The sequence below is a fragment of the Rhodopirellula sp. UH5 genome (assembly GCF_056839225.1).
This window is the reverse complement of sequence record NZ_CM166390.1, coordinates 777,688-792,479: the sequence shown is the minus strand read 5'-3', so window position 1 is coordinate 792,479 and position 14,792 is coordinate 777,688. Positions and strand designations below refer to the sequence as shown.

Genomic DNA, 14,792 nt, shown 5'->3' with positions numbered 1-14,792 from the left:
TGCATTGATCGATGGCTTTCTGGCGATCCAAAAAGAACGACTCGAGCGACGACTCCTCCACCTCTTCTTCGCCATCGGCCGGTGAAGAAGCCTCAGGCGGCCTGTTTGGCAAGATGAAAAACGGCCTGCAGAAAACTCGCCGGGTCCTGGGAACCGACATCCGTGACCTCTTCAAAGCGGAGGGCCGTCTGGTCGACGAAGAATTCCTGGGTGAGCTGTTCGCACGGTTGGTACGCACGGACATGGGGGCGGGTCCCGCCGGCCGAATTCGCGATCGCGTCGCGAAAGATTTCCGAGGCCGTGTGGTGCACTTGGAAGAAGTCGTCGAGACCATCACCGAAGACATTCGCGAACAACTCAAGCAAGATCACGGTGACCTTGCCAAAGCCGACTCGCCCCCGACCGTGATCTTGGTCGTCGGCGTGAACGGAAGTGGCAAAACGACATCGATCGGCAAACTCTCGCATCACCTTGTCTCGCAAGGCCACAAGATTGTCCTGGGTGCAGGCGACACCTTCCGTGCAGCCGCGGTCGAACAGCTCACCATTTGGGCGGAGCGAATCGGTTGCGAAATTGTGACCGGCCCCAGCGGTGTCGACCCCGCCAGCGTCGCGTATCAAACGACCGAAAAAGCAATCGAGATCGGTGCGGACTACGCAATCATCGACACGGCTGGCCGCTTGCAAACGCAAGGCAAGTTGATGCTGGAACTGGAAAAGATCCGTCGCGTCATCGACAAAAAACTGCCGGGTGCACCTCACGAAGTCCTGTTGGTTCTGGACGCGACCGCCGGTCAAAACGCGATCAGTCAGGCCAAGGGATTCAGCAACGCGGCTGGTTGCACGGGGATCATCCTGTCCAAACTGGACGGGTCCGCCAAAGGTGGCGTTGTCCTGCCGATTCGCGAACAGTTCGAATTGCCAGTCAAGTTCGTGGGGCTGGGCGAAGGCATCGAGGACATGACCAAGTTCGACCCGGACACGTTTGCCGCGGCGTTGTTGGAGGCATAATCGCAATGCTTCATTTGCAATCTGAATCAACGAAGCGTTGGCTCGAACAAGTCGACAATCATCTCGACGAGTTGTTGCTCGATCATGCGCACTGCGAACGCAAAGCCGCGTCGACCGCGATGAACCTGATGAACGCCTACACCGAGAACCTCGACATCTGCCGCGAGATGGCAACGATCGTGGAAGAGGAACTCGAACACTTCTTCATGGTCGTTGACATTCTGAAACAACGTGACATCCCGTTCCGGCGAATCGGTCCCGGTCCCTATGGTCGAAAATTGAACGGGTTGATCCGCCAGAACGATCCCAACCGGGCGGTCGATCGACTGCTGGTCGCCTCGTTGATCGAAGCTCGCAGTTGTGAGCGGTTCCGCTTGCTGGCCGAACATGTCGCCGAGCGAGACCCCGAATTGTCCGCGTTTTACGCAGGGTTGTTTGAAAGCGAAGCCCGCCACCACACGACTTACGTGAAGCTCGCCGAACACTTCGCGGACCGCGAATCGGTTCGCGATCGTCTCACGGAACTGTCCAAGTTGGAAAGTGAGATCATCGCCGAGGGCAGTGACCTGCCCCGCATGCATTCCTGACCGGATTGTTTCACGGCTTCCCGTTCGCAAACCTGCCGTGCTGCATGTGCAACGAAAACCGGCTGGCAAGTTTCACACTCAAGGCCTGCGTTCGCCTGAAAAATGGCGATCATTCTGGCATCGAGTTTGCGTTGCTTGCCCATCGCGGGAACGATGAAACACTCTCCTTGCTGCCGAGAGTCAGCCCGCATCCATGATGGAACGGAATTGAGTCGGATGACCCGACTGACACCGTCAATCAATTGTCTGGTCGCGGAGACACAGTGATGAACTTCTTACAAACTCGAGTCACGTCTTACACGGTTGCGTTCGCTCTGGCTTGGTTGGCCACCGACATCGCCGCAGAGGAAAACGCTCAAGCCCTCTCGTTCGATTTGCCACCGACCGCGGTCGCCCGCCCAGTCGACCTTTCGGATCGCATGACCCCAACCGCTCAAGCCGGCGAGTCCATGCAAATCGAATTGCATTTGTCGTCCATGGTTTCAGGCACCAAGCTGCCAACGATTGACCGCTGGATGGTTCAAGTCGTTCCTCGTGCCGCGTCCTGGCGAGTGCTGGACTATTCACCACGCACCGAAACGGGAACCGACTACGCCACGCCCATCCAAGTCAAACGTTCTGATGAATCCACTCGTTCCATCGGGATCGCCGCGGATGGTGGCTACGGTCACTTGGCCTCCGCTCACTTGGGTGCCGACAACGGCGACAAGCAATCCGAAGCGATCCAGTTTGACAAACACGCTCCGTTGCATGCCGTCTCCGCCGCCGGAACCATCGAACGTGGCCGAGGTGTTTACTACAAACTCCGCTGGACGTCGCAACAGATCTTGGAAGGTGAAAAGTCCTTCCAAGTCGCCTTTGATGTGCCGCCTGGGTTCCGTGCTGGAATGCTCGATGTCGTCGTGATGGCCTACGGCAAACCCGCGAAAACCAATCCGATCAGTGGCGTGTGGGCTGAGATGCCCCTGTTGGAAACCAGTTCCTCCTCCACGATGCTTGGCAAAGCCCACTTCACCGTTGCCGTTCACCGCGAAGGCGACGACGCGGCCTGGAGCTTGGCTCGCCAGTTGGCTTCCGCTGAAGTTCGGCTGCGACAGGCGGCTTCCGGGTATCGCGCCGACACGCCGATTCGTTCGCTTCCAACCTTGATTCGGCACATGGCCGCGAAAATCGATGTGGACTCGGTCGACATCCATGGCGACTGGGCTGATCGATTGATCGCCGGCCAAGCGGACCCCTACATCGATCCCGTGATCCGAAAATTGCCCACCGACTTGCGAGTCGTCGCCCTGGACTACAACGACAGTCGCCGAGCGTTGCTGGCACTCAGTGAAAAACGTTAGCAGGTAGGCCGCTTCGGCGCCGCTCCGGCAGACTCAGCTAGTCTTTCTGGGCCTTCTTCAACTTGCGATCCAGTGTGCTGCGTTCGATTCCTAAGATCATCGAAGCGCGACTTTTGTTCCCGCCGGTCGAATCCAACACCCGGCGGATGTGACGCATTTCCAGCTCCGCCAAGGAAAGCTCCAGGTCATCGGAGTCATCCGACTCCGACGCCTTCCCTGAACTTGCCTTCGAGGCGTTCCCTTTCGATGGCCCGGCGACCAAAGTGATCAACAGATCGTCGGCGTCCAGTTCGATCACGTTGCCGTCGCCGCCAGCATCCATCGGCGACATCACAACGGCTCGCTCGATCACGTTTCGGAGTTCACGCACATTGCCGGGCCAGCGATGGCGTTGCAACTTTTTCTCAGCCAGCGACGTGAACTTCAATCGCCCGCGAGCCATCGACTCAGCGAACGAATGCAAAAAGTGATTCGCCAGCAAAATCACATCGCGGCCACGTTCTCGGAGTGGCGGCACCAAGATTTCGACCACGTTGAGCCGGTAAAACAGATCCTCTCGAAAGGTCTTCTGCTCGACCATCGCGCGCAGATCACGATGCGTCGCTGCCACCACGCGCACATCGGTTTGAATCGGTGACTGCCCACCGACACGTTCAAAGGGATGACCTTCGAGGACGCGAAGCAGTTTGGCTTGCAAGTCCAAGCTCATCTCGCCGATTTCGTCCAGCATCAAGGTGCCGCCAGAGGCGACTTCGAACTTGCCTCGCTTTTGTTGGGTCGCGCCCGTGAAGGCACCTTCTTCGTGGCCGAACAATTCCGACTCCAACAGATCCTTGGACAACGCCGCGCAGTTCAAACACACCAGCGGCCCATCGCGACGTGGACCGGCGTGATGAATCGCCGACGCCACCAACTCCTTGCCCACCCCGGATTCGCCTCGCACCAAAACAACTGATGGCGTCGGGGCGACCTGGGCAATCTGTTGTTGAACGAGCCGAATCGGCTCACTGTTTCCCAAGATCTGAATTCGCCCGGCCAACTGCCGACGCAAGCGACTGATCACCGCCTCGGACTTCTTCAGCGAACGCGTCAATGAAGCCTCTCGGTGAATCGAGCGGATCGCCTGGCAGAAGATTTCTCCCGCCGCGACCACGTTTCGCAACTGGTTCGCGGTCAAGGCGGGCTTCCCCGCTGGAGTGGTCACATGAACCAAACCGACCGGCAGCGATTTCTCACGAAGCAAAGCGTTTCGTTCCGCCGGGGCCTCGTCACCTCTTTCAGAAACCACAGGCCGAAGTGGCGCTAAAATGATCGATTCGACATCGATCTCGCCTGCTGTGTTTTCGGTTGCCAACCGGCGGTCGCCCAGAACGTTGCGAGCCAAAATCGCAGCGGACTGAGGTTGCAAGATGGGTTGAATCAGCGGCGTTGGCGGACGGCGGTAACGTGTGCCAGCCGGTTGACGAACCAAACGTGGAGGAGCAAGCCCAGCCCCCTCGAGCAAAGCCGCTTTTTGTTCGGCGTCGAACAGGTACAACCCAATCGTCGAACCCGGCATCAAATCTTCGAGCGTTTGCATCAATGTTTCGCCACACTCCTCGATCGATTCCGCTCGCCCCAGCGCGAACGCCATCGCCAGCAACGGATCCACCGCGTCTGAATCGGACGAATTTTCGACTCGCGTCGGATTCGGTTCACGATTGATTCGGCCGGCCAAACCGCTGGACATGATCTGGGAGACAACATCGACCTCACTCTCGCCGTTGTCACCGTCATCATCGGAACAATCGCTCTGCCAATCGCCGCCCAGGTTGTCCTGCGTTGCCCCGTCGTCGACCGCCCCGGAGCCGTTGGGGGACGCCGCACCGGGGACGGAGGGCAGCCGAACGGGGGGACGCGTCAGCGTGGCAGGGTTGCGAGTGAAGGTCAGTTCGAAGCCTGCAATCTGGAGCTGGTCAGCTTCCTTCAGCACCGTTGGGGCCTTGATTCGCCGGGAATTGACCTGCACCCCGTTTCGCGAATTCAGGTCCACAATCGCCCAAACAGGGCCATCCGGAGTGATTGCCGGTCGAATCTCTGCGTGCTGCCGGCTGGATTGCGCACTGCGAAGCACGATGGGATTGGACGAAGAGCGGCCGATTGTCCAACGCATATCGCCCGACAACCGAATCACATCCGTCCAGCGCATGCCGCGGTGAACCACCAAATAGGCGTCTGGGGGCGATTTCGCTGGAGCAGCGTCGGGTTCAGTTGTGTTAGATTTGCTTGTCACTGGTAGAGCCTGCAATTATTCTAATCATAGACTGCGGGTTCCCCCCACCGCCGGTCGACTTTCACCATCCCTTCTCTCCGCCAGCCGGATACACGTCTCGATGTGCTCTTCTCTTCTTGGTCGCCCTGTTTCCGGTCGACCCATCCAACGCGGCTTTGGGTCTTGGGTTCGTGCCATGCAATTGCCAGCGTTGGTGTTGCCCGCAGCCATGTTGACAGCTCTCTGTGTGGCCATGACGGCTTCCACGGCAGACGCCGGCATTGGGCTGGGGAATCAACAGACGGTCGGTGGAGTGATGATCGCTCCGGATGGCAGCGTCCGCGCCGCCACCATCGAAGAACAGAAGGAAATGGCCCAAGTCGTCCGCAACGCCATGCAGGTCCCCGCGGGCGAGTTGGCGGAAGCCACCGATCGCCGGGTCATTTCGCTAAACGGTTTGCAAGCTGCCCTCCAAGAAGCTCACGAATCCGGCAAACACCTCGACACCGAAACCATGTTCCTCGCCGGCATGCAGCGGATTGAATATGTGATCGTTGACGAAGAGAACAACGACATTCTGCTGGCCGGTCCCGCCGAGCCTTGGATGGTTCGTCCCGATGGACACGTTGTGGGAACGAAGACCGGCGGATCCGTGCTCCGGTTGGATGACCTGGTCACCGCTTTCAGCAGCGTTGAAACCGCTCGCAACGACGGCGGCATCCGTTGCTCGATCGAGCCCACCGCCGAAGGTCGCGTGCGTCTGCAAAACTTCTTGAAGAATGTCAAACTTCGTCCCGGACAAAACCCCGCCTACCTTGAAGCCGGTATGCGACAAGCCTTCGGCCCACAGCAGATCTTCTTGGCCGGAGTGCCCACCGACAGCCGTTTCGCTCGAACCTTGGTCGCCGCTGACTTCGAAATGAAACGCATCGCGATGGGACTGACTCAGTCACCTGTTGCTGGCTTGCCCAGCTACCTTGAGATCGCCAAGAACCAAGCCCAGTCCAGTGTCAGCAGCCCTCGTTGGTGGATGGCATGCGACTACGATCCGATCGCTCATGACGCCGATGGACGCGTCTGGAAGATCAGTGGTCAAGGCGTGAAAACGCTGACAGAAGACGACACGTTCGACAAAGAAGGCAAGGTCCGCTCGACCGGTCGCCAGAATCCACTGGCAACCAAATGGGCCGACATGATGACCGAGCAATTCGAAGACCTTTCTCGCGAACGCCCTGTTTTTCGTGACCTTCGCAACGCCATGGACCTGGCCGTCGTCGCGACCCTTGTCACCCAGCAACAACTCGACCAAAAATCGGGCATCGACCTGAGCGTCCTCCGTGGCAAAGATTCGCAAGTCGAATTGGCCAGCTATGACATGCCCAAGACCCTTGAGCCTCAGTGCAGCTTCATCAAAGGCCGTGCTGGCTGGACCGTGACCGCCTCCGGTGGCGTCAACGTCAACGCGTTCGCCGTCTCTGAAAACGCCGTGATCGACGAAACACTGGGCAGTGTTGCTGTTGCCAGCGACTCGGCCTCACGTTGGTGGTGGAACAGCAAGTAACGAGTTGTATTGCTGACGAGTGTTTCGGGTTCCAGATTCCTTGTTCCCAGGCTCTGCCTGGGAACACACTGTCTTGGAGGCTCCGCCCCCCAATGATGTCTCAGCAGGCCGAGCCTGCAGTGCATTGCGTTCCCAGGCAGATCCAGGGAACGAGAAAAAGCCTCCTTCCTTCAAGTCGACATCCCTCGCAGCGCCCCCTGGCAACTCTCTGAAATCCTTTCAGATTCGCATTCCAATTTGCGGAAGCAAACCAGGCAGCCGAAGAGTCTCGCCAAAGCCAACACTGCGTTCGATTCAGTCGCGTGCCACAACCGTCGGGCAAGTCTGGACCACGCAATGTTTGATGTTGACGGCCCGATAGCGGATGCAGCTTTTCTTCCAGCTTGCTGTCTTCCTTCAGCCCGGTAGGGATGTCAGATGGTAGCCGGGGGTTCCTGCGTAGCAGCTTACGTCCGGAAAACGAGCGTCCCCCAAAATACCCTCCATCCCGCCGTGGCCATGGGATGTCGATTGATGAAGGGCAGCATTGGGTAGTGGACGAGGCAACGAGTCCCTTGCGCGGGGAAGGACTTGTCGCCTCGTCCACGACGGTTCAGGTCCTGGGCGACGCTCGCCTCGAAGAACGTCAGTCATAAAATCGATGTCCCTCGGCCACGCCGGGATGGAGAGTGGCGGCGCGGGCTACAGGTCCGTCGGTGGCGCGATCGCTTACCGGCGGCTACCATCTGAAATCCCTACCGGGATAAAAACTGGCGCAACCACAGTGCGTCACAACGCCAAACATTCAGCAGTCCAGGGCACGCTTGAACGGCTCATGGGGCTTGTTCCCCAATCATTTCAGCCAACCTGCTTAGAACGCCCTTCGAGCCAATGACGTCCGAGAACGCACACACTCAGCGTCCCGGACGATCGACACCCCGGTACAGCCTTGCGAATCGCGAGGGCGCGACGACGCCTTCGTCCGCCAAGTAAGCTTCCAAGTCCGACTCTTGATCAACGGAATCAAGCCACTTCAGTTCGTCGTTCGCGGCCAGCACGTACGGTGTCAGTTGAAGTTCCTTCGCTTTCGCAGCAGCGGAAGTCAACAGTTGCCGAGCATGGTTGTCCATCCCGGAGACGGAGCTGCGAGCCATGTGAATGCCTTGGTAGAAATTGGCTTTCATGTTGGCAAATTCCGATTTCTCACGCCGCAGCTTTTGCAGAGCATTTCGCAACGCATTCTCGGCCGTTTTCACTTGGCAACTCAAAGCCTGGAGTGAAAGCAGGCAAACGAACTCCGTGAAGTTGATCCGAATCATTTGCACGCGATTCAAATCGTAAGAACGCATCTGGCGTGGCAACAAATCCAACTTGGAAGCCCCGTTGGTCACGTCCGCTGAATAGAGGTCGCGAAGCACGTCTTTGAACTGCTGGACGAACAAAAAGGACGTTGCTCCGACGTGCTTCATGCATTCTCGCACACGATCCGAGGCCAAGTCCATTCGCGCCATGTCATTGTCGGAAAAGAACGCCACGGACGCATACCCCAGCGTCCCCATGATGGTGACGAACTGATCGTTCGTTGTCCGGCCCTCTGCCTGCATATCGGCCACGGTCCGTCGCATTTCCAAGATTTTGCCACACTGAAAAAACGAGGCCAATTCGACATACGACGTGTGCGCTATCTCAAAGCTTTTGGCGTGTTCACTCAAACCATAAAATTGCTTCGCCTTCGTACATGGCTCCAACGCGTCGGCATAGCGACCGTCCATGGCGGCGTTCCACGCCAACCCCGCATTGACATCGCCGTGCCAAGAAGGGTCGTCTTCCGGGCGCAACGCGCCCAGCATTCGCTGCAGACTCTGACTGGCCCGTTGGCGAGATCTCCCTGGGTTGTAAGAGGAAAAGACTGTTTCGCCGACTCCCAATTGCAAGCGTTCTCCGGCCGTCCCCAGCAACCGAACTTGTCGGGCAGCAAAGAGTGCCCATTCCATCGCAATGTTGTTGTTGATGATACTGAGCGGGCGAATCAAGCGAACACAGGCCTCGATTTGGCAGCCTTGTTTCCACGTGCGTGCTGGGGTGGGTTGGTCAAGAACCACCGAGAGATCACGTTGCATGGGCAACAGACGAATGATCCGCCAGATGACCGACAGATTGAACGCCCATTTGGACTTCAACCGCGGCAATCCCAGTTGATCGATCAATGGTTCCACCAACCGGCTCGCGTCGCTGAATTCGCCCGAGCGAATCAAACACTCCACACGGTGCATCTGATGTTCGACCGAGGCATGCCCCGGCAACAACTTCGCCAGTGCCTCGTGTGCTTCCGCGGCTCGGTTCAGCCGGCCACTGCGATGCCAGGCGAACGACGCTTCCTTCAAGTACTGAATCTGTTGCTCGCCGCTGGAATTGTCAGCGGCGACCTGATACCACGAAGCGACTTCCCCATGAGCGTACATTTGCTGGGCTTGTTCGGCCGCCAGTTTCGCCCAGATCCCAAGCGATTCATGGAGCCCGGCACGTTGGTAGTGAGAGGCAATCACGCTGGCAACGTCCGGCCGGACATGCGACAACGTCTCAGCCCAATCCGCGTGCAGTTGACGGATCTCTGCTTCCGACATTTGAGCGAGAATTTTCTCACCCAATCGGGAATGCCAAATTTGCACGGTGGGACCCGAGGATTCACCGGGAACAATCAATCGATGGCGCTGCAACTCGTCCAGTTGATCGTTGAGGTCATCGGTGTCCTCCTTCCAACCGCGGAGTTCCTCGATTGGCACCTGGCGTCCCGCCGCTGCGATTCGTCGCAGCCACTGCATCGCACCGGGACGGAGCCGTTCGGAGCGGTTCTGCCAGAGGGATTCCATCGATGGCACGGCAACACCTTCACCACCCGATTCTGCTTTTTGAATCGCATCGGACAACCAACCTCCCGGTCGAAGTTCTTCGAGACAGGCATCCAGACGGTAAGGCATCCCGTCAATTTGCTGAGCCAATGTCGTCAGGTGCTCTTCCGGAATTTGCAATTCAAACTTCGACGCTTCCGCCACCAACATTTCGATGGCGGTCTCATCGGGCAACGGACCAAGCTCGAGGGTCTCATCCGGCGGTGTGACCTGCCGATCGCCACTCGTTCGCGAAACGGTGATCAACCCGAAACCCTGCAATTCAGGGGCTTTGGGCCGGTTCAGGCTGGCAGATTGCAAGTAATCCAGCACGGAAATCGTATCGCGATCGGCCCACTGAACATCGTCGATCACGAAGAAGACCGGCCCATATTCACGCAGCCGCTCGCAGACCTTGAGCGCCGCTTCCAAACCACCGGGACGAGTGGGCGACGTTTGCAATAGCGGCTGCGAGCGGTCCACTTCCAAGACCTCTGCCAGCCCTGGCAGGATGCTGGTCAGCAAGCTGACGGTGACCGAATCCACCTGCAACGGCTCCCGATCCATGCCCCGAAATCGCATCGTGATTTCGTCTGAAATCTGGCTGAATGCCTGCAGCGGTTTCTGATCCCGTTGCTGGCAACGTGCCACAAACACTTGGGCCCAAGACAAGGAACGCAACTGCGACAGGGCGACATCCAACAGCGTTGACTTGCCGATCCCTGAATCACCACTGAGATGCAACCGTTGAGTCTGCCCTCCCAGAACCAGGTGACTCCACCGATGAATCCGGGCCAGTTCATCGTGGCGAATGTGCTGAGTCGCCTCGCGAAGACGACTGGAACTGACATCGGTGATCCGAGTCATTTGCATCGCTTCGAGGGGGCGTCCGATCCGCGCCAACGTCATCGCCATCGGCCGATCGGCCTCATTGGGCGCCAGCATCTCGTCCAGCGTATCGATCAGATCCGCCGGGATATCAGGGTGCAATCCACGAACCGCCTTGGTGATCAACATCCGATCTTGTTCTTCATTCGACTTGTCGCGCTGGATCCCCAACGATTCATCGCTGCCATCAGTTGGAAGAGAAGCATTGTCCGGGTACTCATCCCGGTGAATTTCGTCCTGATGAGTCTCTTCTCGGCGGTGTTCTTCCCGGCGATACTGAGCGGCCGTGAAAACTCGCAACGCCTCCAGAACCACCATCCCCAAACTGAAAACGTCGCTGGATGGACTGTGCCGCTGCCGGACCAAGACCTCTGGCGCCACATACATCGGGGTCCAGATCAGATAAGCACGCATGGATTCCGCGTCGTGCTCTTGAAACTTGCCTGCAGAGTCATAATCGATCACGACGAAACGTTGGCAATCGTTCGTCACCATGATGTTGCTGGGTTTCAGATCGCGGTGCACCAACTCGCGGGCGTGCATCCAACCGATCGCGGAACCAACCTGGCGAACCATCTCGATCACATTCTCGCAAGCCTGCTGCAACGGCAAGTCCCGCCAACAACGAATGGCGGCGGTGAGATTGCTGCCATCGATTCGCTCCATGCTGAACGCGACGCACTTCTCGTGCTGGTGAATCCCATGAAGTTGCATGAGATTGCGATGGTTCAACTTCGCCATCCGACGAAAACCGGTTTTGGCAAGCGTCGTGCCCGGCTCATCCTCGAGGGCTAGAATCTTCAGCGCGACCGGTTTGTTAGTGGCCTGTTCTCGCGCGGCGAAAACCCACCCATGCGTTCCAGACCCAAGCCATTCTTCCAGGATGAAATCACCCCAGGTATCGCCCGTCTGAAACGGCGGTGGTTGCAACCTCGGACGCGGTTTGATGCCCTGAGTCTCACGGTCAAGAAGGTGCTTGGTCCGCGTGTCCTGGCTCGCCAGAGGACGCATCCATTCATCACCTGTGTAGTCTTCCCACTTTGACATTTCACATGAGCCATCGTTCAAGGGACATTGTCAGACTGACCTTCACGCCATCGTACCATTACCGCCACGGCGCTTCAAAAGATTCCTTCCCGGCTCCACGCACACTGGTCCTGCCAGGGGGTTCGTCGCCACACCAGTGAATCCATGTTTAGTTTAGAAGCCAACACTTCGAAACGAAGAGGCAAAATGGTTGGGCAGTTCTAATTTTGCCGACAAAGCATCCTGATTCTCTGCCAGAACTGGGAATCAGAGTGTCGCTACGGGATTGACCCCACGAGATCACATCGATAAATTCCCTGCTCCAACACGGTGGTTGTAGTTCAGTTGGTTAGAACGTCGGATTGTGATTCCGAAGGTCGCGGGTTCGAGTCCCGTCATCCACCCTCCGTGATGCAACGGGTTTGACAGGCAAATGCCTGGTCTGCCGCCGAAAAATCGATGCGAGCCCGTTTGGCCCCAAAGCGGTTGCCGCCAGCGGCAAATTGTATTCTCCAGCAAGCATTGGTTTGCTTTTGCATGCGTCGTTCGCGTCCCGAGCATCCTTTGCGTGCGATCGGCATCTCACCGTTCGAGCACGCGAGATTTCTCTTCCGACGCTCACGCCTCTGCCCCAAAAGACGGCGCGCGAGCCTTTTGTCTGGTTTCCTTTGGACACGGGTTGTTGAGGTGAAAGATGTGCAATCGTTTCAACATCAAAACCAATCTTGCCCATCTGGCTCGATCGCTCGACGCCGCCCCACCCCGGCAAATGGAATTCACCGAGGAAATCTTCCCAGGCAAACCAGCGCCCACGGTGGCGGTCAATCGTTCGGGTGCCAACGAAATCCTTCCGATGGCATTCGGGTTGGTTCCGTTTGGCAAGACGCCTGAATCTCAGCGTCGGCCGCTGACAAACGCTCGTGTCGAAAACCTCGAAAAGTGGCCGTGGAAATCCGCCATCAAGTCTCACCGCTGCGTGGTTCCCATGACCGGTTTTCGTGAGCCTTGTTACTGGGGCGAGACCGCGGGCACGGAAGTCGACTTCACCTCAGACCAGGACTCCCCTCTGTTCGCCGCGGCCATTTTCACTTGGTTCCGCTCGGAACCGAATGAACAGTCGCAAGAAGAATCACCGGCTCACTTCACCATGTCATTGATCATGCGTCCGGCATTGCCAACCGTCATGGAACACGGTCATCATCGGTCGCCGTTCTTCTTGAAGGTTGATGGCATTCAAAAGTGGATCGCCCGAGATCCGCGACCGCTCGAGGATTCCTTGGCCGTGTTGAAACAGCACGCTTTCGAACCCGATCTGTCAGTCACCGTCGCCAGACAGATGGCCCCGACATGGACCAAGCGTCAATCCAGCAACCTCGCCAAACGTGACGAACAATTGGCTGAGATCGAAAAGACCGGACCACTTGGAATTCCCGACTTGCCTGCTTCCCCGTCCGCCAAAGACGATTGCAAGGCATGATCTTGCACGTCGACATGGATGCCTTTTACGCATCCATCGAACAACGCGATCGCCCGGAACTTCGTGGTCGCCCGGTGGTGGTCGGCGGCGTCGAAGGTCGCGGCGTGGTGACCGCAGCGTCCTACGAGGCTCGCGAGTACGGCATTCATTCTGCGATGCCGGGCAGACGCGCGATCAAGCTTTGCCCGCACGCCGATTTCATTCGAGGACGATTGGATCATTACGCGTCCGTTGGGCGTGCGGTCCGAGAGATCTTCCATCGCTTCACACCAGTCGTTCAGCCCTTGTCCCTCGACGAAGCCTTCTTGGACGTTTCGGGAACGATTCGATTGCACGGATCGCCCCGCGAAATCGGCATCCACATTCGAGAGACGATCCGGCAGGAATTGGACTTGCCCGCCAGCGTCGGGATCGCGCCGCTGAAGTTCGTCGCGAAGATTGCCAGTGACATCGGAAAACCCAACGGGTTCGTCGAGGTTCCCGCGGATGGCGTTCGCGAATTCCTCGATCCGCTGCCGGTCTCACGATTGTGGGGCGTGGGCAAAGTCGGTCAAACCAAATTGCAACGTCTGGGATATCGCACCATCGCGGACCTCCGCGTCAAAGATCCCGACGCACTGAAGTCACAATTGGGGCGTTGGGGCGAACACCTTTGGAATCTTGCCAATGGCATCGACGGCCGACAAGTTGTGGTGGATCACTTGGCAAAGGGAATCGGTCACGAACGCACTTTCGCGGAAGACCTGTCCGACATGGAATCGCTCAACGCGGTCGTCAGCTACCTGTCCGAGCAAACCGCACGTCGACTACGCCGAGCCCGCCGGTTGGCATCGACGATCACGTTGAAATACCGCCGCGAAGATTTCCAAACCTTCAGCCGTGCTCGCAAGCTTTCCACGCCCACCGATAGCACGCTCGAGATCCTGCAAGTTTCCGAAGCGTTGCTGTTGGAAATGCGGTCGCGCGAACCACGCAGTGTCCGTCTGCTGGGAATTTCGCTCGGTGGTTTGACAGACGCCGACGCGCCCAAGCAATTGAATCTCTTCGGCGAAGAAACCGGCGAAATCGCTTCGTCCAAAGTGGATGCGTTGAGCGACCAAATCGCATCGAAACTTGGCAAGCACAGCCTGTATCGCGCGTTGAGTCATCAATGGGTTGACCGAAAGAACGCCAAACCCAAAGGGTAGAACAGTCTTGGAATTGAGGTTTGAGGGAGGGGGAAATTGCGAGAGGCAATGCCGTGAGCGTCCACCCCAAAATGGAAACCCGACGCTTCAGCGAGGATCCCCCACAATCTCACGACGGCCCCGTCCGTGGCGATGGGCGGTAAACGGAGCGATGTTCTCGGAGAGTTAAGCAGCTACGCAGGTGTCATCGGGTATGTGAGCCGCTGGCGTTAGCCACGGTTTTCACGCACAACCGGGGCTAACGCTGGGCTGATAAAAATGAAATCAACCAGGCGGTTTGGGCGGTTTCCAATGAAGGGTATTGATACGGCGTTTATCGTTATTAAAAAAGTGAAAGTGTAAATTGACAATTGTAAAATGCCGGAATGCGTGGATGAAATCGCATCAATTTGCATTTTTCAATTGTCAATTTAACTTTTTCAATGAGTTGCATTCGGTTCGCACACTTGCCACCCTGCCAACATTTTTATCAGCCCAGGCTAACGCCCAAACGGCTCACATGGTTGTGATTGATCACTCCTGCCGACCTGCTTAGGACCCGTTCGGAAACAACTTCGGGAAACGTGTAAACTGATCTCGTCACTTTTCACGGAGG

8 protein-coding genes and 1 tRNA gene are annotated in these 14,792 nt (G+C 57.5%); 7 read left to right on the top strand and 2 right to left on the bottom strand.

Features of this window, described 5'->3' with window-relative positions; translation table 11 throughout:
- Positions 1-11 precede the first annotated feature (11 nt).
- The 3 genes from ftsY to UH5x_RS02785 all read left to right on the top strand — a co-directional run bounded on the left by ftsY (position 12) and on the right by UH5x_RS02785 (position 2,940).
- Positions 12-1,010: a signal recognition particle-docking protein FtsY gene (ftsY, locus tag UH5x_RS02795; RefSeq protein WP_482634635.1), complete on the top strand. Its 999-nt coding sequence runs from the start codon at positions 12-14 to the stop codon at positions 1,008-1,010.
- A 5-nt stretch (positions 1,011-1,015) separates the two neighbouring features.
- Positions 1,016-1,597 carry a MiaE family protein gene (locus tag UH5x_RS02790; RefSeq protein ID WP_047815147.1) on the top strand — a complete coding sequence of 194 codons (582 nt, stop codon included), beginning with the start codon at positions 1,016-1,018 and terminating at the stop codon, positions 1,595-1,597.
- A gap of 266 nt (positions 1,598-1,863) precedes the next feature.
- The gene (locus UH5x_RS02785; RefSeq protein ID WP_482634634.1) at positions 1,864-2,940 is read left to right on the top strand and encodes a hypothetical protein; all 1,077 of its coding nucleotides are present in this window, start codon (positions 1,864-1,866) and stop codon (positions 2,938-2,940) included.
- A 37-nt stretch (positions 2,941-2,977) separates the two neighbouring features.
- Here the strand turns inward: UH5x_RS02785 and UH5x_RS02780 are convergent, their stop codons facing one another.
- Positions 2,978-5,212, bottom strand: coding sequence for a sigma 54-interacting transcriptional regulator (locus UH5x_RS02780; protein ID WP_482634633.1), 2,235 nt, complete (start codon positions 5,210-5,212; stop codon positions 2,978-2,980).
- 190 nt (positions 5,213-5,402) lie between these two features.
- Between UH5x_RS02780 and UH5x_RS02775 the strand changes: the two genes are divergently transcribed.
- Entirely contained in the window at positions 5,403-6,752 is a 1,350-nt protein-coding gene (locus tag UH5x_RS02775; RefSeq protein WP_047815255.1) for a DUF1598 domain-containing protein, read from the top strand.
- Positions 6,753-7,645: 893 nt separating this feature from the next.
- On the opposite strand, the gene UH5x_RS02770 is transcribed toward UH5x_RS02775, so the two are convergent.
- Entirely contained in the window at positions 7,646-11,554 is a 3,909-nt protein-coding gene (locus tag UH5x_RS02770) for a protein kinase domain-containing protein (RefSeq protein WP_482634632.1), read from the bottom strand.
- Positions 11,555-11,863: 309 nt separating this feature from the next.
- Between UH5x_RS02770 and UH5x_RS02765 the strand changes: the two genes are divergently transcribed.
- The 3 genes from UH5x_RS02765 (at position 11,864) to dinB (ending at position 14,197) form a co-directional block, all read left to right on the top strand.
- Positions 11,864-11,937: transfer RNA gene (locus tag UH5x_RS02765), tRNA-His, on the top strand.
- A 290-nt stretch (positions 11,938-12,227) separates the two neighbouring features.
- A complete protein-coding gene (locus UH5x_RS02760; RefSeq protein WP_482634631.1) occupies positions 12,228-13,010 on the top strand; it encodes an SOS response-associated peptidase in 783 nt (260 codons plus the stop codon).
- A complete protein-coding gene (gene dinB / locus UH5x_RS02755) occupies positions 13,007-14,197 on the top strand; it encodes a DNA polymerase IV (protein ID WP_482634630.1) in 1,191 nt (396 codons plus the stop codon). Before UH5x_RS02760 ends, dinB begins: the two co-directional genes overlap by 4 nt.
- Positions 14,198-14,792 lie beyond the last annotated feature (595 nt).